We start from the raw sequence: 20,546 nt of genomic DNA on the forward strand, positions 1-20,546 counted from the left end.
GAGCCGAATTCCGCTCGGTCGGTGTTTCTCGGTCTGGTGCCGCGTCTTCGACTACGGAACAGGTGATCTCATGTCAGACAGTGTCGGTGACGACCAGGCACAAGTGAGCGGGCAAGACGAGCAACCACGGCGGGGGCCGTCGTTCGATGAGGTGGCGGTGGAGACCGCGAAACGGTTCGGGGTGTGTATCCGGCCGATGGTCCTCGAACGTGCCGACACCATAACCGGGGCGATCTCGCATATTCCGGTGCCGTGCGGCAACACCATGGAAGCGGTGTGCCCAGCGTGCGCAAAGAAGGCAAAAGCTTTGCGGCTGGCCCAATGCCGGGAAGGCTGGCATTTGGACCACGAACCCGAAATCCCGTGCGCACGACCGACCTTCGATCAGACCGGGCTTATGGCGTACCGAGCCGATCTGATCGCCGAGTGCGAACGAGTCCACGCCGGGGAAGCCGGAAACCTAGGCGAGATTCCGGAACTGCTCGATGACATCGCCTGGGTGGATAAACAACTGACCGCATTGGGGATGCGAGGCAAAACACCCGCACCCGAACCGGTCGACGCCAGCGACGACGGCACCGACCCTGCCCCTGATTCTGATTCTGATTCTGATCGCAGGGATGGTGAGCAGGATTCCGGGCGTGCTCGGTCGACTCGTCGCCGCCCCGATGTGCCCGAGTTGCCGCGTAACCCGATCCAGAACCGCACCCTCGGGCGCGAATACGCGGGCAAGTTCAAACCATCGATGATGATCACACTCACCCTGCCCACCTACGGGCACGTGGATCACGACGACGGCACCCCCATCGACCCCGACAGCTACGACTACGACCGGGCCGCGTGGGACGCGATCTGGTTCGCACGCTTGTTCTCCCGTTGGATACAAAACCTGCGCCGCGTGGCCGGCTGGAACGTGCAGTATTTCGCCAGCGTCGAACCCCAACGACGCGGCGCACCCCATGCCCACATCGCAATCCGCGGCGACATCCCCCACCGAATCATCCGGCAAGTCACCCAAGCGACCTACCACCAAGTGTGGTGGCCCCACCCGAACGAAATGCTCTACCACGGGGCGCGGGCGCCGCTGTGGGACCGCGAGGCCAAGACGTTCGTCGACCCGGACACGCGGCTACCGCTGCAAAGCTGGGACGCCGCGATGGACAGCACCTGGGATTACGAGAACCCGGCGCACCTGGTGCGGTTCGGTACACAGGTCCATTCCAAAGGCATCCTCGGCGGCACAGAGGAAGCCAACCGCCACATCGGCTACCTGTGCAAGTACCTCACCAAATCGGTCAGTGAGGTTCTGGAGGCGAAAACTCCTCGGCAACACGCGCATTACGACCGGCTACACCAAGCGCTATGCCGCACACCATGTTCTGAACGGTGCGCGGTGTGGTTGTTGTACGGGATCGTCCCCAAAGGCGCGAAATCGCGGATGCAACCCGGCCGCTGCAAGGCACGCGCACACCGCCGCGAAACCTTGGGGCTGCCCGGTAACCGCGTGCTGACCTCGGAGTTGTGGACCGGGAAAACCCTCGGCGACCACCAGGCCGACCGAATGGAATTCGTCCGCGCCACCCTCGCGGCGGCAGGGATCGACAAACCCACCCCCGACCCGCACCGCTACACCTGGTCGAAACTCGCACCGGGAACCCGAATCCCGTCACGGGCGCATCTGCTCATGGCCGCCATCGCTCAACGCATCGCCTGGCGCGCCGAATACGACCGGGCCATGCTCGCCGCCGAACCTCCACCCGGCCCGGAGAGATCGACCGCCATCCGACACAGCTAATCTGGAGCAATCAAATGAGTATTGATCTTCCTGCCGGACCGGGGTCTTCTGAACACGCACGATCACGGCCGGTTCGACAGTGGGCCACCACTAAAGCCGCTGCGGCGCACATCTGCGTACATCCCGAAGTGCTGCGCCGCTGGAATCGCAATCGTGACAAGTACCCGTGGCTACCGCGACCCAAGCGGGTCGGAAAGGATTTCCGGTGGGATCTGAACGCGCTCGACGCGGCGCTCGAGGCACGCACCGACGAGTGAACCGCGCCGCTGAGAGGATGCGGCGGTGAAGCGGGGCAGACCTGCACGCCCTATCGGCGTCCCCGGTACGCCGATGCTGACCGAATTATCGGCCGGGCATTGGGAAGCGCGGATACTCGTCCGCGACGCCTCCGGCAAGCGGCGTGACCTGAGACGGGTCTCCCCGGTCAGGCTCGACACACGCGGCCGAAAGATACCCGACCGCAACGGGTCTCACGCTCTGGATGCGGTGATGGCGGCTGCGGCGGCTATCCGGGTGGACCTCGGCGGGGAACTGTCGGACTCCACCACGGTCCAACAGCTATGGATTCTGTACCGGGGCTATCTGGTCGAACAGGGCCGCGCGGGCAGCACACTGGAACGCTACGACGTGGCAGCGGAACTGTTCACCACCGCGTTCGGGCAGCGGCGGCTACTGGAGGTCACCACGTCATCGGTTGAGGCGTTCCTCAAGCAGGTCGGCGCGGCCAAAGGACCGTCTTCGATGCGGACCGGCCGCAATGTGTTGTCGGGCATGTTCCGCTACGCGGTGCGTAAAGATGCCCTCACGGTCAACCCTGTCCGTGAATCGGAGATGGCGAAGAACGTGGAGGCCAAGGGCCGTACCGGCGGCGCACGTGACATCACCATCGATGAACTGCGGTTCATCCTCGCGGCGGTGCGGACTTCGCAAGTGCCGTGCCCGCGCAAGCTCTCACGCACCGAGCGCAACCGGAAAACTCCGGTGAAGGCGTACACCCCGCCCACGGTCGCGGAATACTGCGACAGTGCCGATCTGGCCGACGTGGTAACCCTGCTGGCGGCAACGGGCCTGCGGCGCAGTCAGATTCTCGGCGTGCTCTGGACCGACATTGATCTCGAGGCCCGGACTCTGCGCAGTACCGGCAAGGTCGTGCGCGTCAAAGGTGAGGGCCTGGTACGCATAGACCGCGACGACGACCCCAAGAACCGCCGGGGAACAATCGCCCTGCCTGACTTCGCCGTCGAGATGCTCAAGCGACGCAAAGCGGTACTAGCGGCCCGCAAGCTGGCCGCCCCGCCGGACCCGGACACACCGACACTCGACCTGGTTTTTCCCTCGGCCGTGTGGACGCTGCGCGATCCCCAGAACGTCGGCCACGAATGGCAGCGGGTACGTGAAGCGCTGGGCATGGCCGATGACATCACCGCGCACAGCTTCCGCCACGCCGTCGCGACGATTCTCGATGACGCGGGCCTGTCGGCAAGGATCACCGCTGACGTACTCGGCCATGCGGACCCCGCCATGACCCAGCGGCGTTACATGGCACGCGGGCGAACTCACCACGCGGCGGCGGAAGCACTCGAACGCGCCGTCAATGGTCCGGGGAATTAGTTGGGAGTTTGTTGGAGGATTGGCCGCTTTCGGTTCGTCTCACCGAACCAAAAAGCGGCCATGACCTGCAAAAAGAGTGGAGCTAAGGGGACTCGAACCCCTGACCCCCACACTGCCAGTGTGGTGCGCTACCAGCTGCGCCATAGCCCCGAGTGGGTCGCTGTCGGGTTTCCCCGACCGCCTGAACGAAGTTACACCACTGGCGTGTCGGCAACCAAATCGCCTCGATTCGGGGGTGGTGGAGTGAGTTGTTGGGTCGTAGAATCGAACATATGTTCGATAGCAATGATCTCTCATCCGCGGACTTCGGGGCCATGACCGACGAGGGGCTGATCGAGGCTCTGCGGGCGGCGCATGGGTGGGCGGCGGTGGCGCAGGCCGCTGAGGTGTTCGCGGTGCGGGAGTTGTATCGACGGCATCGGGCCGAGAGTGCGGAGCCGGGGCCGGGTGGGGTGCGGGCCGGCGAATTCGCCGCCAGTGAGGCCGCGGTGGCATTGCAGGTCGACGAGGGGACGGCGGGGGCGTTGATCGATATCGGTCTGGCACTGGAGGATTCGTTGCCGCGAACGCGGGCGGCTTTCGCGGCGGGACGGATCGATCTGGCCAAGGTGCGGGTGATCGTGGACAGCACCCGAGCGGTGGCCAGGGAGGTGCTGGACGCGCTGGAGCCGCGACTACTCGAGGCGGCGGGACGAAACAATCCGGTGCGGCTGCGGCAGGCGGCGCGGCGGTGGGCGGCGCGGCTGGATCCCGGCGGCACACAGCGCCGGCGGGAACTGCGGCAGGACGAGCGCGACGTTCGGCTCCGAGCGGTACAAGACAGTATGGCGGTATTCGACGGATTACTGCCCGCGCCGGGGGCACAGACAGTGGCGATGCGACTGCGCGAGATGAGTACGCAGGTGTGTGCATCGGATCCGCGGAATATGCCGCAGCGGCGGGCGGACGCTCTGGTGGCGCTCGCGGATGGTTCCGGACGGCTGAAATGCCAGTGCGGACGCGGTGAGCGTTGTCCGAAGTTCGGTACGCCGATCGAACAGCCGCGCAGACCATTGATCCAGATCGGGATTCCGGCGGACACGCTGCTCGGGATTCAGGAGGCACCGGCATTTCTGGCGGGGTACGGGCCGATCGACGCGGCGCTGGCCCGGATTCTGGCCGAACACGCACGCTTCCAGGTCATACCGGAACGCTCGACCGACGACGAGGCGGCCGTTGTCGATGAGGCGATGCCGTGGCGGCCAACGGCGCGACTGGAGCGGGAGGTGCGGGCGGTGGACGGCATGTGCCGCTTTCCCGGATGCGTCATGCCCGCCGCCGAATCCGAACTGGACCACGGTCACCCCTTCGACCACCAACGCCCCGACCGCGGCGGACGCACCAGCCGCACCAAACTAGCCACACTTTGCACACGGCACCGTCGCCTGAAAACGTTGGCGGACAACAAAAGACTCCCCTGGCGCAGCTGGCGCGCCGATCCGGATCGCCTCCAATGGACCGTACCGACCGGCGATATCCACACCACGGTCCGCGAGGGCGCGCGATACCTATTTCCGCGCACCGACATCGACGCTCCCGTTGCCCCCTACACCGGCCACCACAGATCCGAACCGCCCGAAACTCCTCCCGCAATCCCCATCCATCCCGCCGACCGACCAACCGCCGAAGACATCGCCTACCCGCTCGACGGCTACATAGTCGTCCACGGCCAACTCCGGCGAATCCGCCCCGAAGACGAGATCCCGGAGGATAAGCCCCAGGCGGCCCAGTTCCCCGGCCGCTGATCGAGCCATTCCGCTTCGAGCGGGCGCAGGACTATCAGGTACCGGATCCCACCGAGCCGGCACAAAAGTAGCCAGGTACTGGATCCGCGCCAAGCGGGCCCCAAGGCGGGACCCCGCCCCACCCCGAACGGCAGAACACCGACCAGGTCCCGAGCCACCTGAGCGGAGCGCAAGACCGGCACGGGTCCCACACCAAGCAGAGCGCGTAAGCGGTCAGCTCCCGGCCCCAGCCCAGCGGAGCACAAGACCAGCAAGGCCAATCCACCGAGCGGGACGGAAGACGGGCCAGATTCCGAATCCATTCCAAGGGAGACCAGGACCGACAGGACCCGCCCCAATCGGTACACGGGACCGACCAGGACCCGATCACCCGAACATCGTGCAAGACCAGCAGTGCCCGGTCCATAGCTGCCGTCGACGTGCATCAGCGACACCAACCGCGCACGGCATGCCGACCACTGACGTTCGCGCATGATCGCCCATGCGCCGTCGCCGAGTGCACGGGCCGTCGGCACAGCTCGGCTGTGTGGGCGGCGCCAGACCTGCCGGGGTTGCCCGCTGCGGCACAGGCCGATGTCCGCACCGAGCGGCGCCATCGATTGCGACTTTGCTCGATTTGTCTACCGCGAGTTGAGGCGAGCGGATTTCACAAATACCCCAGCGGATAACAACTTCACCATCCGCACCTCGCGGACGTGCATCGAGCCGACAGCAAAACCGGACATTCATCCCAGGATTCGACCCTTAAACGCGACGGACGTCACCATTTCACAGTGATACCGAACACATAACGTAACTATCACGAACGATCGTATATATACATTTTTACGCATTCGAACTGCGTGAATGTCGAAAAATTACACCTGCGGTCGAGAACATTCAGACGTTATCTGCACGTGATCTGTCGCGAATTCTTCGCTAGCGTCGTCAGCAGTCCGGATCAACGCGAAGGACTCGAACTCGAACCGCCGAACGCCGGTAACCCTGCCCCACGGTTCGAGAGGTCCCCCGACATTGCTGGGGGCAGGGACACGGCGGAAGTCCGCCGGTGCCGAGCGGGCGCAGCCAGGAATCCACATGACTCAGAACCGTAAGCTCACCCGTGCCCTTGGTCTCGCTGCCGTCGCCGGTGCCATCGCCGCCGTTCCGTTCGGCCTGTCCACCGCCACCGCATCGGCCTCCGGCCACAACTGGGACGCCGTTGCCCAGTGCGAGAGCAGCGGCAACTGGAACACCAACACCGGAAACGGCTTCGCCGGCGGCCTGCAGTTCACCCAGAGCACCTGGGCCGCCAACGGCGGCTCGGGCAGCCCGGAGAACGCCAGCCGCGAGGAGCAGATCCGCGTCGCGGAGAATGTGCTGGCCACCCAGGGCCCGGGCGCTTGGCCCGTGTGCGGCGCTTACCTGTAAGCCCGAATAGACCTGACGGGGTCCGTGCCATCGAGCACGGGCCCCGTTGTCGTCAGTACGGTCGGTAGATATCGAACGAAATCACCGGTGCCGGAATTATTTCCAGCAACCGAGCAAGCAACCGCCGTACAATTCAACCGGCCGCACGCTCGACATCGGGATCGAAAACCCCTCCGCGGCGGCAGAATTCATAACCCCCACCCCAGCTCGAGATGCCTGCGACGTCAACCGAGAGTCCCACTCATCGGTACCGTCTATTTCAATTCCGCAAATCGAGCGTTCTTATGGTCCAAAACACCTGCGGGGAGTGATTCAGCTCACTACCCTGTGTCCACCCGGCAACTCGTCCTGATCCATGCACGGTTCAGGTCTTTACGAAATGCCGTGGCTAGAAAGGCATCTCGACCATGAGCTCGACCCAGACCGCAGATCCGCCGACCCTGCTCACGGGGCTGTGGCAACGCAAGCTACCGCACTATCCCGATACACCCGCCCGCTCCTGGTATCTGGCCGTCGTGGTCATCGCCTCGATCGCGCTCTACTACCAATTATTCGTCACCGGCGCCGTTGGCAATGAACTCATCGGCTACTTCGACCTCTCCTTCGCCTACTTCGTCTGGATCTTCATCATCGGCGCCGCCTTCGGTGCGGTGGCCTCGGTGCTCGCGGGCGTGCTGGATCGATGGGGCCGGGCGAATATCGTCGCCTACGGCGTGGTGATCTGCTCGCTGCTGACCCTGTTCGCGGTGCCCGCGACGACCACCAAGGAGCAGTACCTGTTCGTGTACTGCCTGGTGAGCATTGTCGAGGGCGCGGTGCTGGTAGCCACACCGGCTCTGATCCGCGACTTCTCCCCGCAGCTGGACCGGGCATCGGCAATGGGCTTCTGGACGCTGGGACCGGTGATCGGCGCCCTGGTCACCACGCAGATCTCCACCCGCACGCTCGACGCACATCCGGACTGGCAGTACCACTACCGGCTGTGCGGCGTGATCAGCCTCGTCATCGCCGTGGTCGCGGTGATCGGATTGCGTGAGCTGAGCCCGCAACTGCGCGACCAGATCATGGTGACCTTGCGCGACCGTGCGCTGATCGAAGCCCGCGCTCGCGGTCTGGACGTCAAGGAACTCGAGCAGGGCGTGTGGCGGCAGATGTTGCGCCCCAACATCATCGGCTCGGCCTTGGCGATCAGCCTGTTCCTCGCCTTCTTCTACACCATCGTGTCGTTCCTACCGGTGTATATGGCGACGAACTTCGGCTTCAGTCCGGCCAAAGCCAATGCGCTCGGCAACTGGTACTGGGCCGCCAATGCGATCGCCCTGGTGCTGGCCGGGATCGTGTCGGACAAACTCAAGGTGCGCAAGCCGTTCATGATCGTCGGCGCGCTCATCAGCATCGTCGGCATGTACCTGTTCATCGGCTACACCGATCAGCCCGATACCGATTACTACTCGTTCGCAACGGTTTTCGTGGTGATCGCGGTCGGCACCGGCATCGCCTACTCCACCTGGATGGCGAGCTTCACCGAGACGGTCGAGGCCCGTAATCCGGCCGCGACCGCGGTGGGGCTCGCGGTGTGGGGCGGCACGCTGCGCAGCGTCGTCACCGTGGTGCTGTTCGGATTGCTGATCGTGGTGAACGCTGCCGGTCCGCTGGTCAATTACGGACCACGGCTGTCGGAGATCGCGCACAAATACTCCCAGCAACTCGCGACCATCCAGACGGTCGGCACGGAAACCCTTGCGGCACTGCAGCAGAACCCCAATGATCAGGTCGCACAGGTCACCGCGCTGACCAAACTGACCGGCGCGTCACCGGCCGATATCCAGACGACCGTCGGCCTCAACACCCGCTACCCGCAGGAATTGGCGACGCTGCAGGCGATCGATTCGGCGACACTGGCCACGCTGACCACGAATCCGGCCGATGCGAACGCAGGGCTGGCAGCGGTCGGACAGGTCGCGAAGAAGTTCGGCATTCCGGTGGATCAGGCGATCGCGCGCCTGCAAGCCGTGCAGCAGATTCCGGCCGCTGACCTCGCGGTGGCGGCGACCGTCGGCCCCAAACTGGCGCAGGCGACTACGCAGTTGCAGTCGGTCGGCACCATTCCGGCCGATGATCAGGCCTATCTCGCCGCGCACGCCAAGGAAGTACAGCAGGCGCAAGCCGATTCGCCGAAGCAGTGGGAACGCTGGTGGTGGATCTGCCTGGCCGCACAGGTCGTGTTCCTGCCGTTCGTCTTCCTGATGGCCGGACACTGGAGCCCGAAGAAGGCGGCCGCCGAGGCCAAGGCGCACGATGAACTCGTCGAGCGCGAACTGGCCGCGATCGCGGAGGAAGAGCCGGAGCCGGAACCCGCCGGTTAGTTGCGTCGTGCCGGGCGGTACGGCCGCCCGGCACGATCACTTGGTCAGGTCGACAACCCATTCGTGGTTGTTCACGTCGATCTTGTTCTTGCCGTCGAAGACCGCGGGCGTTGCGACCTCGCCATTGGCATCGGTCAGGGCGGCACGTGCCATCTGCGCGTGGATCTTCGCCGCGTCGAGTTTCGCGCCGGAGTTGATGCACTGTACCGCCTCCAGCGAGGCGCCCGATTCCTTCGCGACATTCGCGAGATCGTCATTGCCGAGATCCGCGCCGCCTTCGTTCGGCTGCTTCGAGGTGAACAGCAGCGCATGGAATTTCGAATACACCGGACCCGAACCGTTATCCGCGACACATTCGTTAGCGGCGACCGCACGGGTCGAATAATCCTTGCTCTTCGACTTCGGGTCGAGGAATGTCACGAGGTGGTAGCGGACGGCGAGTTTGCCCTCGTCCATCTGCTGCGCGATCTCCTGACCGTAGAGTCGCTCCAGCGCGCCGCAGGACGGGCACAGCGGATCCTCGTACACATCGATGGTCTTCGCCGCGTCCGGGCGACCGAGGAGAATCGTGCCGTTGTTCTGGTCCAGGACCGCGCGCACGTCCGCACTGTGCACCGATCCATAGCCGTCATTGCGGATCGTGGCGTCGTCGCGCCCCCACCGGAACGCGAGGATCACGATCAACACGATGAGCGCGAGCGCCACGCCACCCAGGGCATATGTGGTCGCACTGGACATCGGCCGCGGCGTGTACTTCGATCCCGATTCGCTCACCCCGAACACTCTGCCCCAACCACACCCCACCTGATGCACGGGGTGCTTGATCACCATGCATTGATGCAGGCAAACGTTGAGAGCGCCCGCCAGGGTCACATGGTGATCAGAAGTCCAGATCAGCGGGAGGCGTAGTTGTTGTCGTGGGGGTCGGGGGTGGGGGCGTCGACGAGGCGCTCGGGGCCGTAGGTGTGGGCGGGTGGGCTATCCGCGATGGCTTCCACTTTCGATTCCACAACGCGTCGGTGCAATGGTTCCGGGACGAGTGTCCAGATGGCGGCTGCGATGGCGAGCAGAGCGCCGGTCAGGGCGAGGGCGAGGCCGTAGGAGAAGTGTTGGGCCACGGCGCCTACCGCGACCGGGCCGATGACGGTGCCGAGATCGGCCGCCATTTGGAACCCCGCGAGGACCGGGCCGCCACGGGCCTTCGGTCCGATGACGTCCGCGACCGCCGCCTGTTGGGCGGGGGTGAACATGCCCGAGCCGAGCCCGGCCACGAATGAGGTCAGCAGCAGCCAGGGCAGGTTCGACGCGAGACCGAGTCCGGCGGTACCGGCCGCGCAGATCAGGGATCCGATGATCAGGAAGGGTTTGCGCCCGAAGCGGTCCGAGAGCCGCCCTGATGCGAAAAGCACCGCCACATTGCCCGCGGCGAACACCGTCAGCGTGACACCCGCCATGCCCGGTTGCTGATGCAGCACTTCGACAACGAGCAGCGGCACCAATGCCATCCGCACGCCGAATACCGCCGCGCCATTGGCGAAATTCGACAGCAGTACCGCCCGATACTCCGACCTTGCCAGTCCCTCCCGGAACGACATCAGCCGCAGCCCGCCCACCGGTTCCGGTGCGGCCAGGGTCGAATGCCGCAGGTTCACATAGACCACCGCGGTCGCGAGCAACAGCGCCGCCGCGTAGATCAGGAACGGCGCCCGCAGTCCGAGCCCGGCGAGCGCACCACCGACCAGCGGCCCGCTCACGGATCCGATCAGAAAGCTTGTCGACCACAGCCCGGACACCCGCCCGCGCTGTGCGGGCGGCGACATCCGGATCACCAGTGCCAGCGACGACACCGTGAACATGGTCGACCCGACTCCGCCCGCCGACCGCAAAACCAGCAGCTGCCAATAACTCTGGGCGAATGCGCTGGCCCCGGTCGACACCGCCACGATCAACAAGCCCCCGAGATACACCGACCGCTCCCCCAGCCGCTGCACCAACCGCCCACTGACCGGCGCGAACAACAGCCGCATCAACGCAAACGCACTGACAATCGCCGAAGCCGCGGCAACCCCAACCCCGAACCCCCGCGCAAACTGTGGCAGCACCGGCGCCACCAGGCCGAACCCGACGGCGATAACAAACGATGCCCCGACCAACACCCAGATCTCAACCGGCAACGCCCTGGATGCCGCCCCACTCCATCCAGCCCCCGCCCCACCCTGCTCCCCAACAGAATCCGATGCCCCAACCGATCCCGCCGACCCCCACGCCTTCGCCGACCCCGCCGCGCCCGCCGACGCTCCCGAACCTAGTGACCTCGCCCCCTCCCCACCGGACGCCGCCGCAGTCTCTGCCGATCCCGCCGATGCTCCCGGCCCTGGTGAATCCGACGCGCCCGACGCCGCTGCCTGCCCCGCCCCCACTGGCGCTCCCGCCCCTAACGCGCCCGTCTCCCCCGCTGAAGCTCTCGAACCTAGCGACTCCGACGACCCCGCAGTCGATCCATCACTCACCGGACAGCGCCTGCCCAACCACTTCTTCCGCGGCCGCTTGGACCTGGGTCAGGTGTTCGGGGCCCTCGAAGGACTCCGCGTAGATCTTGTACTTGTCTTCGGTGCCGGAGGGGCGGGCGGCGAACCAGGCGTTTTCGGTGGTGACCTTCAGGCCGCCGAGAGGGGCGCCGTTGCCGCGGGCTCGGGTGAGGACCGCGGTGATCGGCTCACCGGCGATCTCCTTGGTGGTGATCATGTCCGGTGTCAACTTCCCGAGCAGTGCTTTCTGTTCCGGGGTCGCCGCGGCATCGATGCGGGCATAGGCCGGACTGCCGTACCGCTTCTCGAGTTCGACATAGCGCGCGGACGGGCTCTGGCCGGTGACCGCGGCGATCTCGGTGGCCAGCAGGGCGAGCAGGATGCCGTCTTTATCGGTGGTCCACACGGTGCCGTCCATCCGCAGGAACGATGCGCCCGCACTCTCCTCACCGCCGAAAGCCAGACTGCCGCTGAACAATCCGGGCACGAAGAACTTGAAGCCGACCGGCACCTCGTACACATCGCGCCCGAGCACGCTGACCACCCGGTCGATCATCGACGAACTCACCGCCGTCTTGCCGATCTTGGTGAGCGCATCCCAGCCCATCCGGTTCGCGACCAGATATTCGATGGCGACCGCGAGGAAGTGGTTCGGATTCATCAGTCCGCCATCGGGTGTGACGATGCCGTGCCGATCCGCGTCGGCGTCGTTGCCGGTGGAGATGTCGTAGTCGTCCTTGATGGCGATCAGCGAGGCCATCGCATAGCGCGAGGACGGATCCATCCGAATCTTGCCGTCGGAGTCCAGCGTCATGAACCGCCAGGTCGGATCGACGAACGGGTTGACGACCTCGAGCTCGAGGTCGTAGCGCTGCCCGATCTCCTCCCAGTAGTCGACACTGGCCCCACCCATCGGATCGGCGCCGAGTCGAATCCCTGCGCCGCGAATGGCGTCCAGATTCAACACATTCGGCAGATCCGCGATGTAGTGGTCGAGGTAGTCGTAGCGCTCGACGCAGTTTTCCAGCGCATGGCGAAGCGTGGTCCGCCGCACCCCGGCCAAGCCGTTGCGCAACAGTTCGTTGGCGCGGTTGGCGATGGCGTCGGTGGCCTTGGTATCGGCCGGACCGCCGTGCGGCGGGTTGTATTTGAAGCCGCCGTCGCGCGGCGGATTATGCGACGGCGTGACGACGATGCCATCGGCCTGATGCTTTGCCCCACCGCGGTTGTGCCGCAACACCGCATGACTCAGCGCGGGCGTCGGGGTGTAGCGATCGCGCGCGTCGATCATCGCGGTCACATCATTGGCGGCGAGCACCTCGAGTGCGGTGGTCCACGCGGGTTCGGACAATGCGTGGGTATCGCGGGCCAGATAGACCGGACCGGTAATCCCCCGCGTGGCACGGTATTCCACGATCGACTGGGTGATGGCCAGGATATGCGCCTCGTTGAACGCGGTATCCAGACTGGAACCCCGATGCCCCGAGGTGCCGAACGCCACCTGCTGCGCCGGCTCGGCCGGATCCGGGATGCGGCTGTAGTAGGCCGTCACCAGACGCGCGATGTCTTCCAGGTCGGTGGGACGCGCGGGTCGCCCGGCTCGATCATGGGCCATGCTCGGGTCTCCCTTCCGTGTCGGCTGCGCCCGGCTCGTCATCAAAATCATGTCCACAACCACTGGGTCGTGGCCGCGGCGACGAACACCGCGGTCAGGCTGGTCACGACGCTGATCACCACATTGCCCACCGCATAGGCGTAGGCACCCTCGGCCGCGAGCCTGATCGTCTCGTAGCCGAATGTGCTGAATGTGGTCAGCGCACCGCAGAAACCTGTTCCCGCGGTCGCCAGCAGCCAGCTGTTCGCGCCGGCGCCGATCAGTCCACCGAGCAACGCCGAACCGACAATGTTAACGGTCAATGTGCCCAGCGGCAGCAGAGATTCGAATCGCGCGGCCATCGCACGGTCGATGAGATACCGCGCAGGCGCGCCGAGCATGCCGCCGACCAGTACGAGCACCACCATCATCGAGCGACCCCCAGCGTCGGCTGCCAGATCTCTACTTCGGACAATGCGACATTCACCGCGGCGAACACCTCGGAATTCTGTTCGACGAAGTCACGCAACCGCTCGGTCTCGTCAATGATCATCACCAGCACGGGTAGGTGTTCGGCCAGATCGAGGATCCGACTGGTGTGGATGCGCGAGGACGCGCCGTAACCTTCCACGCCGCGCCACACGCTGGCGCCGGCCAGTCCGGTGTCGCGGGCGCGCCGCACGATCTCGTGGTAGAGGGGCCCGTGCCGCCACTTGTCGTCCTCGTCGAGCAGCAGTGTCAGCCGCGCGGCCGACTGCCACTGTCCCGCCGCCGGACCAGTGCCCGTCGGTGAATCTTTCATCGCCTGACCCCCTTCCGTCGCACTCTCCACTATTCAACTCGTCCGCCGTGCCGTACCAGTAGCCCACCGCGCCAAAACCATGCCGAGCACGACCGCCCCCAGGCCCGCCACCACCGTTCCCCCGAGATAGCCGAGCGCCTCGACCGGCGCACCCGATTCGAGCAGTCTACGAACCTCGAGGCTGTAGGTGGAAAAAGTGGTGAAGCCGCCGAGCACGCCGATACCGAGAAATGGGCGGAGCAGTCTGTGGGCTACCCATACCTCGGTGATCAGAACCATCAGAATTCCGATCGCAAAGCATCCCACGACATTGATCGTGAAGGTCGCCCAGGGGACCTGGTGCGGTTGTGCGGGCCACCACACGCCGATGCCGTAGCGTGCCAGCGCGCCGAGACCACCGCCGAGGGAGATCACCACCAGCACCGACGGCTCGACGGCAGGGATGCGGGCCCGCTGACCCATGCGCTGACCTCCTGCCGAGCCGAATGTCACCGGCGCAATGCTAACGGTCGGGTCGGCGGAGCCGAACATCCGGGACGACGGCACGCACCATGACCAGCGTCGTTCGTTGACACGGCGGCGGCGAGAACGTACGAATGCCTGGAAGGTTTGGCCGAAGTTCCCACCCAACCCCAACGGACACAGGTCGGGAGCGATGATGGCGGCACGAATGGCGGTATCCGAAGCGCCTGGAGAGACGGCGCAAAACGGGCGCCAGCAACTGATCGGCAGATCGATTCGTGGCAACTGGGGATCTTCGGTCCGGCGCCTCGGTATCGCGGCATTGGCGGTCGCGCTGGCCGGACTCGGCTATGCGCCGCCTGCCATGGCACAGGCGATCTATCCGATTCCAGAGCCGGATGGTTTCTATTGGGCGCCACCGGATGTGGGCAACTTCCAGCCCGGCGATGTGATCCGCAGTCGGCCGGTGGCCGCGGCGGGCTTTCCAGGCGCGACAGCATGGCAGTTGCTGTACCGGTCGACCGATTCGGCAGGCAATCCCATCGCGGCCATGACCACCCTGCTGCTACCCGCGGGCGGCGGACTCAACCGGCCGCTGGTCTCGTATCAGGCGTTCATCAATTCGCTCGGCCTGCAGTGCGCGCCGTCGCACAGTCTCTTCGACGGCGGCATGCAAGAGGCGCCCGCGCTGAATCTGCTGCTGGCTCGCGGCTGGGCGGTCGCGGTTCCCGACCACCTCGGGCCGACCAGCGCCTATGGCGCGGCCCGCCTCGGCGGTCGGCTCACCCTGGACGGGATACGCGCGGTAAAGCGTTTCGCGCCAGCCGATCTCGCGGCTAGTCCGGTCGGCATGGCCGGATACTCGGGCGGCGCTATGGCGACCGGATTCGCGGCGGCAATGGCACCGGAGTATGCGCCGGAGCTGCCGATCGTCGGGGTCGCGCAGGGCGGGGTTCCGGTGAATATCGGCAAGCTGGCCCGCGATGTCGGCAGGCAGCCGAACCCGCTGTTCGGCCTCGGATTCGCTGCAACCGTCGGTCTGGAGCGCGAATATCCGGCCCAGCTGTCGATGGAGCGGTTCCTCAATCCCGAGGGTTGGGCACTGCGCAGCCAGGTTGCGAATGCCTGCACCTCCGAAATCATCGCGGCGGGCGCGAACAAGGACTTCGACGATGTCTTCAACGGCTCGATGTTCGACGCCGACGACACCACGATCGGGATTCTGGACGAGAACAGCCTGGAGATATATCCCGGTGTACCACGCGCTCCGATCTACGAATGGCACGGCGCCAACGATCATCAGGTGGATCCGCAGCTGGCCCGCGAGGTGGTGGGCCGCTATTGCGCGGCGGGCACGCCGGTGCTGTTCGACCTGATTCCGGGCACCGACCACAATGCGGCGATATTCGCCGGTGCGCCACGGGCATTCAACTATCTGTCCGACCGATTCGCGGGACTCCCGGCGCCCAGCAACTGTGTCTAATCTGCAGCGCCTGCGGCGCTGCGTGTTCGCTCGTAAGACTCGCTCCGTCGGGGTCACGTGTGAAAGTTCCGGCACGACACAAGCCCGCATCTCGAGTGACGCGGGCTTGTGTCGTTCGAGCGGAACAGATCAGTGGACGATTACCGGTTCGCCTTCCGACGGAGCCGGAACCGTATTCGGCATCAGGAATGCGGTGATCACCGCACCGGCCACGAAAATCGCGGTGGCCCACCAGAAGCTGGTCGTGTAGCTCTCGATCTGGGCCTGTGCCACGGCCAGCGGACCCGGCGTATGCGACGACAGGTAGTCCGTCGCGGCCGAGGCGGCGATGGTGCTCAGCAGCGCCGTGCCGATCGAACCGCCGACCTGCTGGCTGGTGTTGATCATCGCCGAGGCGACACCGGCATCCTCGTGGTGCACACCGGCCGTCGCACCCTGGAAGGCGGTCGACATCGCACCACCGAGACCGAGACCCATCAGGATCAGGGCGGGCAGGATATTCGCGACATAGCTGCTGTCCAAGCTGATCTGGGTCAGCCATGCCATGCCGATCGCGGCGACCAGGAAGCCACCGGCGACCACCATTTTCGGACCGACCTTCGGCAGCAGCAGCGAGGGCACCGTGGTCGAGGAGACGACCATGCCCGCCACCATCGGCAGGAACGCCAGACCGGTCTTGATCGGCGAGTACCCCATGCTCAGCTGCATGTAGTAGGTCAGGAACAGGAAGATCGCGAACATTCCGATGCCCATGACGAATACCGTCAGGAACGAACCGCCGCGAGTGCGGTCCAGCACGATGCGCAGCGGCAACAGCGGATTCGCGACCCGGGTCTCGATCCACACGAACACCGCGAGCAGGGCCGCGCCACCGATCAGGAAACCGAGGGTGACCGGGTTGCCCCAGCTGGTCGACTCGGCGTGCGAGAACCCGTAGACGATGCCGAACAGTGCGGCGGTCACCACGACGGTGCCCGGGATGTCGAGCCTGGGCCGCTCGGCGACCACATGCTTGGCCAGCAGCAGCACCGCGCCGACCAGCGCGACCGCAGCGAAGCCGAGGTTGACGAACATCACCCAGCGCCACGAGGCCCATTCGGTGAGCATGCCGCCGAGCAGCAGACCGATGGCGCCGCCCGCACCCGCGACCGCACCGAAGATGCCGAAGGCCTTGGCGCGCTCACCCGGTTCGGTGAAGGTCACCGTGAGCAGCGACAGCGCGGCGGGCGCGAGCAGCGCACCGAAGACGCCCTGTCCGACGCGGGCCGCGACCAGCATTTCGAAACTGGTGGCCGCGCCGCCGACCGCGGAGGCGACGGCGAATCCGATCAAGCCGATAATGAAGGTGTTACGTCGGCCGAACAGGTCACTGAGTCGGCCACCGAGCAGCAACAGGCTGCCGAAGGCGAGCGCGTAACCGGTGACGACCCACTGCCGATCGCCATCGCTGAAACCGAGGTCCTGTTGCGCTGCGGGCAGCGCGATATTCACGACGGTCGCGTCGAGCACAACCATGAGCTGAGCCACGCCGAGTACGGCGAGCACCCACCAGCGCAGGGCGTGCGAGCCGCGGCGGCCCGAGTCGGTTTTCTCGGGGGCGAGTGCCCCACGGTCCAACGTGGTAGTCATGTGTCCCCTTTGTCTCGAGGCTTGATCCGGAGAAGGCACCTCCGCTTACTGAGTTAAGCTAACACAATAACGGAGACATCTCCTCCACTTAATCCCGCTTATTGCTAGGATGTGCCTGTGAATCCCGCCACTACCGTGCCTCCACCTCGGCGTCTACGCGCCGACGCTGCCCGCAATCAGCAGCGCATCGTCGAGGCAGCCCGCCAGCTCTTCGCCGATCACGGATTGGAGATCACCCTCGATGACGTGGCCGAACGCGCCGGGGTCGGCGTTGGCACCGTCTACCGGCGCTTCGCCAACAAGAAGGAATTGATCGCCGAGGTCTTCGAACAGAACGTCGGCGAATTCGCCGTCGCCGCAGAGACCGCAGCCAAGCATCCCGACCCCTGGCTGGGGCTGGTCCAGTTCTTCGAGTACGCCTGCACCCACCTGGCTACCAATCGCGGCTTCAGCGAGGTGATGCTCGAACTCGAGGAGGATATGGAGCGCTTCGCCCAGTTGCGCGACCGGATCAAGCCGACCATTGCCGCGGTCATCGATCGCGCGCGCAAGGCCGGCGCACTGCAGCCCGATATCGAGCCCTCGGACTTCTTCGCGCTGATCCATATGGTCGACGCACTCGCCGAGTTCTCCAAGCCGGTCAATCCGAATACCTGGCAGCGCTATATGGCCATCGCACTCAACGGCGTTCGCAGCGATGACACGCCGCGCCGACCACTACCGGCACCCCCGTTGACGGATGAGGAAGTCGAACAGGCCAAATCGTTCGCCTGCGCCGGCCGCAAGCGCTAGCGCAAAAACCGGAGATATCTAGCGCTCAACTGAGCCAGCCCTTACAGTTGGACGCATGACCAACTCGTGGGGGAACTGGGCCGGGGATCAGCAGTGCGCGCCAGCCGCCATCGTCGCCCCGCGCAATGCCGAAGAATTGGCCGAGATCATCGGCCACGCCGCCACCACCGGACAGACAGTACGCGTCGCCGGTGCGGGTCATTCGTTCACCGATGCCGTACTCACCGACGGCATCCTGCTCGACCTCGCGAAGCTGAACCGCATCCTCGACGTGGAGCGGGAGACCGGCCGCGTTCGAGTGGAGGCGGGCATCACCCTCAATGCCGCGAGCAATGCATTGCATCCGCTCGGCCTGGCCTTCCCCAATCTCGGCGATATCGACGTGCAGACCGTCGCGGGCGCGACCGCCACCGCCACCCACGGCACCGGCGCGACACTGCAAAACCTCTCGGCCGCACTGCAATCCATCGAACTGGTGCTGGCCGACGGCAGCCGAGTCGAGTTGAACGAGGAGTCCGATCCGGACGGCTGGCGCGCGGCGCGAGTCAGCGTCGGGGCGCTCGGCGTGGTCAGTGCGGTCACCCTGCAGATGGTGCCGTCGTTCGTGCTGGAGGGAATCGAGCGGCCGGTGCCGGTCGAAGACGTCCTCACGGATCTGGACGCCTATGTCGACGGCAACCAGCATTTCGAGTTCTACATGTTCGGCCACAGCCCGCTGGCGATGACGAAGCGCAATAACCCCGTCGACCTGCCCGAACAGCCGCGCGGCCGGGCCGCCGACTGGTTCGCCGACATCCTGATGTCCAACTACGCCTTCGACGCGCTGTGCCGACTCGGCAAGCGCCAGCCGCGGCTGGTGCCGTGGATCCATCGGGGCGCGGCGTATGCGGGCAGTTACCGCCGCCAGGTCGACCGCTCCTATCGAGTCTTCGCCTCACCCCGGCTGATTCGCTTCACCGAGATGGAATACGCGATCCCGCGCGAACATTCCGTCGCCGCCATCCGCGAGATCAAGGACCTCGCGACGCGGTTCGATACGCCGATGCCGATCGAGGTGCGCTGGGTCGCCCCCGATGACGCGTTCCTCTCCCCGGCCGGTGGCCGCGATACCTGCTACATCGCCGTGCACCAGTACCGCGGCATGGACTTCGAGCCGTATTTCCGCGCCTGCGAAGCGGTTTTCGACAAGTACGACGGCCGCCCGCACTGGGGCAAGCGCCACTTCCAGAGCGCCGAGACGCTGCGGCCGCGCTATCCGGACTGGGATCGCTTCGCCGAAGTGCGCCGCCGCTTCGATCCCAAGGGCCGCTTCGCGAACGCCTACGTCGAGCGGGCACTCGGCTCGGTCTGATTGCAGCGCCTGCGGCGCTGCGTGTTCGCGGCCCCCGGGTGTCTCGCGTCCGAGCCGTCGAGACTCGCGACTTCGTCGCATGCGCTTCGACGGCTCGGACGCGAGACGGGCCGCGAACGGTCGCTCGTAAGACTCGCTCCGTCGTGGCGCAGTCGCATGGTCAACCAGGCAGCATTTCGGCGACCAAGCGCGGGAGGGCGGTGCCGATGGGTTCGCGGATGACCTCGGTGGCGATGCTGTCGTAGGGCGTCGGTTCGGCGTTGACGATGACCAGATCCGCGCCGCTGTCGACGGCGATCGCGCACATCGATGCGGCGGGCTCCACCTGCAGCGAGGAACCGATGGCCAGGAAGATATCGCTGGCCTCGGCGGTCAGCGCGGCCTTGGTCATGGTGCGGCGATCCATCTGCTGGCCGAACATGATGGTCGCGGATTTCAGGATGCCGCCGCAGGCCGGACATGGCGGATCCGCCTCGCCCGCGGCGACCCGGGCCAGGGTGGCCGCCATGCTCGTCTGGTATTCGCAACCGACACAGACGACTTCGAACATATTGCCGTGGATTTCGATCACCCGGCCGGGTGAGGATCCGGCACGCTGGTGCAGTCGATCGATGTTCTGGGTAATGATCGTGATGGTGCGCCCGGCGCGCTCCAGGTCGGCCAGTGCGGCGTGCGCGGCATTGGGTTGGGCCTGCCAGGCCGGATTGTCGCGGCGGGCCAACCAGGAGCGTTTGCGCAGCTCCGGATCGGCGAGGTAGGCATCGTAGGTCGACAACAGTTCGGCGATGGGGTCTTTCGTCCATACGCCGCGGGGGCCGCGGAAGTCGGGAATGCCGGAATCGGTGGAGATGCCCGCGCCGGTGAGCACGCCGATCCGCCCGTCCCGTTTGCGCCAGTCGGTCGTCACATCGATTCAGCCTAGGGGGCTGCGTTATCAGT

The 20,546-nt window shown here is 65.6% G+C and carries 17 protein-coding genes and 1 tRNA gene; 9 read left to right on the plus strand and 9 right to left on the minus strand.

Annotation, left to right across the window (positions count from 1 at the left end):
• Positions 1-70: 70 nt before the first annotated feature.
• From ON44_RS24705 to ON44_RS24710, 3 genes are all read left to right on the plus strand, one after another.
• On the plus strand, positions 71-1,795 hold the full coding sequence (locus ON44_RS24705; protein ID WP_245567320.1) for a replication initiator: 1,725 nt from the start codon (positions 71-73) through the stop codon (positions 1,793-1,795).
• Positions 1,796-1,809: 14 nt separating this feature from the next.
• Positions 1,810-2,052 carry a hypothetical protein gene (locus ON44_RS50450; RefSeq protein WP_157187294.1) on the plus strand — a complete coding sequence of 81 codons (243 nt, stop codon included), beginning with the start codon at positions 1,810-1,812 and terminating at the stop codon, positions 2,050-2,052.
• Between the two features lie 73 nt (positions 2,053-2,125).
• Positions 2,126-3,406, plus strand: a complete 1,281-nt coding sequence (locus ON44_RS24710; RefSeq protein ID WP_040694233.1) for a site-specific integrase — start codon at positions 2,126-2,128, stop codon at positions 3,404-3,406.
• Between the two features lie 77 nt (positions 3,407-3,483).
• On the opposite strand, the gene ON44_RS24715 is transcribed toward ON44_RS24710, so the two are convergent.
• Positions 3,484-3,556 (minus strand) — tRNA-Ala (locus ON44_RS24715).
• 122 nt (positions 3,557-3,678) lie between these two features.
• Between ON44_RS24715 and ON44_RS24720 the strand changes: the two genes are divergently transcribed.
• From ON44_RS24720 to ON44_RS24730, 3 genes are all read left to right on the plus strand, one after another.
• Positions 3,679-5,190 carry a DUF222 domain-containing protein gene (locus ON44_RS24720; protein ID WP_051182405.1) on the plus strand — a complete coding sequence of 504 codons (1,512 nt, stop codon included), beginning with the start codon at positions 3,679-3,681 and terminating at the stop codon, positions 5,188-5,190.
• A 1,077-nt stretch (positions 5,191-6,267) separates the two neighbouring features.
• Complete coding sequence (locus tag ON44_RS24725) at positions 6,268-6,600, plus strand: transglycosylase family protein (RefSeq protein WP_040694236.1); 333 nt, start codon at positions 6,268-6,270, stop codon at positions 6,598-6,600.
• 407 nt (positions 6,601-7,007) lie between these two features.
• Positions 7,008-8,966, plus strand: coding sequence for an MFS transporter (locus tag ON44_RS24730; protein ID WP_040694239.1), 1,959 nt, complete (start codon positions 7,008-7,010; stop codon positions 8,964-8,966).
• 36 nt (positions 8,967-9,002) lie between these two features.
• On the opposite strand, the gene ON44_RS24735 is transcribed toward ON44_RS24730, so the two are convergent.
• From ON44_RS24735 to crcB (ON44_RS24760), 6 genes are all read right to left on the minus strand, one after another.
• Positions 9,003-9,740: a DsbA family protein gene (locus tag ON44_RS24735; RefSeq protein WP_040694596.1), complete on the minus strand. Its 738-nt coding sequence runs from the start codon at positions 9,738-9,740 to the stop codon at positions 9,003-9,005.
• Between the two features lie 119 nt (positions 9,741-9,859).
• Positions 9,860-11,140 carry an MFS transporter gene (locus ON44_RS24740; RefSeq protein WP_083898119.1) on the minus strand — a complete coding sequence of 427 codons (1,281 nt, stop codon included), beginning with the start codon at positions 11,138-11,140 and terminating at the stop codon, positions 9,860-9,862.
• A 328-nt stretch (positions 11,141-11,468) separates the two neighbouring features.
• On the minus strand, positions 11,469-13,109 hold the full coding sequence (gene pgm / locus ON44_RS24745) for a phosphoglucomutase (alpha-D-glucose-1,6-bisphosphate-dependent) (RefSeq protein WP_040694241.1): 1,641 nt from the start codon (positions 13,107-13,109) through the stop codon (positions 11,469-11,471).
• 47 nt (positions 13,110-13,156) lie between these two features.
• Positions 13,157-13,519 carry a fluoride efflux transporter CrcB gene (gene crcB, locus ON44_RS24750; RefSeq protein WP_040694242.1) on the minus strand — a complete coding sequence of 121 codons (363 nt, stop codon included), beginning with the start codon at positions 13,517-13,519 and terminating at the stop codon, positions 13,157-13,159.
• The gene (locus ON44_RS24755; RefSeq protein WP_051182407.1) at positions 13,516-13,890 is read right to left on the minus strand and encodes a DUF190 domain-containing protein; all 375 of its coding nucleotides are present in this window, start codon (positions 13,888-13,890) and stop codon (positions 13,516-13,518) included. Before ON44_RS24755 ends, crcB (ON44_RS24750) begins: the two co-directional genes overlap by 4 nt.
• 33 nt (positions 13,891-13,923) lie before the next feature.
• Complete coding sequence (gene crcB, locus ON44_RS24760; RefSeq protein WP_306306512.1) at positions 13,924-14,382, minus strand: fluoride efflux transporter CrcB; 459 nt, start codon at positions 14,380-14,382, stop codon at positions 13,924-13,926.
• A 178-nt stretch (positions 14,383-14,560) separates the two neighbouring features.
• Here crcB (ON44_RS24760) and ON44_RS24765 point away from each other — a divergent pair, with 178 nt between their 5' ends.
• Positions 14,561-15,835 (plus strand): lipase family protein, encoded by a 1,275-nt coding sequence (locus tag ON44_RS24765; RefSeq protein WP_444543893.1) that lies wholly within the window; start codon positions 14,561-14,563, stop codon positions 15,833-15,835.
• A 129-nt stretch (positions 15,836-15,964) separates the two neighbouring features.
• Here the strand turns inward: ON44_RS24765 and ON44_RS24770 are convergent, their stop codons facing one another.
• The gene (locus ON44_RS24770; protein ID WP_040694246.1) at positions 15,965-17,464 is read right to left on the minus strand and encodes an MFS transporter; all 1,500 of its coding nucleotides are present in this window, start codon (positions 17,462-17,464) and stop codon (positions 15,965-15,967) included.
• A gap of 117 nt (positions 17,465-17,581) precedes the next feature.
• Between ON44_RS24770 and ON44_RS24775 the strand changes: the two genes are divergently transcribed.
• Both ON44_RS24775 and ON44_RS24780 read left to right on the plus strand, forming a co-directional pair.
• Entirely contained in the window at positions 17,582-18,256 is a 675-nt protein-coding gene (locus tag ON44_RS24775; protein ID WP_040694248.1) for a TetR/AcrR family transcriptional regulator, read from the plus strand.
• 55 nt (positions 18,257-18,311) lie between these two features.
• Positions 18,312-19,607, plus strand: a complete 1,296-nt coding sequence (locus ON44_RS24780) for a D-arabinono-1,4-lactone oxidase (protein ID WP_040694250.1) — start codon at positions 18,312-18,314, stop codon at positions 19,605-19,607.
• Positions 19,608-19,767: 160 nt separating this feature from the next.
• Here ON44_RS24780 and ON44_RS24785 read toward each other — a convergent pair whose 3' ends face one another.
• Positions 19,768-20,514 carry an SIR2 family NAD-dependent protein deacylase gene (locus tag ON44_RS24785; RefSeq protein WP_040694252.1) on the minus strand — a complete coding sequence of 249 codons (747 nt, stop codon included), beginning with the start codon at positions 20,512-20,514 and terminating at the stop codon, positions 19,768-19,770.
• Positions 20,515-20,546 lie beyond the last annotated feature (32 nt).

Source organism: Nocardia vinacea NBRC 16497, from assembly GCF_000308835.1.
Lineage (GTDB): Bacteria > Actinomycetota > Actinomycetes > Mycobacteriales > Mycobacteriaceae > Nocardia > Nocardia vinacea.

Bases quoted from the DNA above. Each gene is read 5' to 3' on its own strand.
- crcB (WP_040694242.1), bottom strand. From the start codon at position 13,519: ATGATGGTGGTGCTCGTACTGGTCGGCGGCATGCTCGGCGCGCCTGCG.
- ON44_RS24755 (WP_051182407.1), bottom strand. From the start codon at position 13,890: ATGAAAGATTCACCGACGGGCACTGGTCCGGCGGCGGGACAGTGGCAG.
- pgm (WP_040694241.1), bottom strand. From the start codon at position 13,109: ATGGCCCATGATCGAGCCGGGCGACCCGCGCGTCCCACCGACCTGGAA.
- ON44_RS24705 (WP_245567320.1), top strand. From the start codon at position 71: ATGTCAGACAGTGTCGGTGACGACCAGGCACAAGTGAGCGGGCAAGAC.
- ON44_RS24770 (WP_040694246.1), bottom strand. From the start codon at position 17,464: ATGACTACCACGTTGGACCGTGGGGCACTCGCCCCCGAGAAAACCGAC.
- ON44_RS24725 (WP_040694236.1), top strand. From the start codon at position 6,268: ATGACTCAGAACCGTAAGCTCACCCGTGCCCTTGGTCTCGCTGCCGTC.
- ON44_RS24780 (WP_040694250.1), top strand. From the start codon at position 18,312: ATGACCAACTCGTGGGGGAACTGGGCCGGGGATCAGCAGTGCGCGCCA.
- ON44_RS24720 (WP_051182405.1), top strand. From the start codon at position 3,679: ATGTTCGATAGCAATGATCTCTCATCCGCGGACTTCGGGGCCATGACC.
- ON44_RS50450 (WP_157187294.1), top strand. From the start codon at position 1,810: ATGAGTATTGATCTTCCTGCCGGACCGGGGTCTTCTGAACACGCACGA.
- ON44_RS24765 (WP_444543893.1), top strand. From the start codon at position 14,561: ATGGCGGTATCCGAAGCGCCTGGAGAGACGGCGCAAAACGGGCGCCAG.
- ON44_RS24710 (WP_040694233.1), top strand. From the start codon at position 2,126: ATGCTGACCGAATTATCGGCCGGGCATTGGGAAGCGCGGATACTCGTC.
- ON44_RS24730 (WP_040694239.1), top strand. From the start codon at position 7,008: ATGAGCTCGACCCAGACCGCAGATCCGCCGACCCTGCTCACGGGGCTG.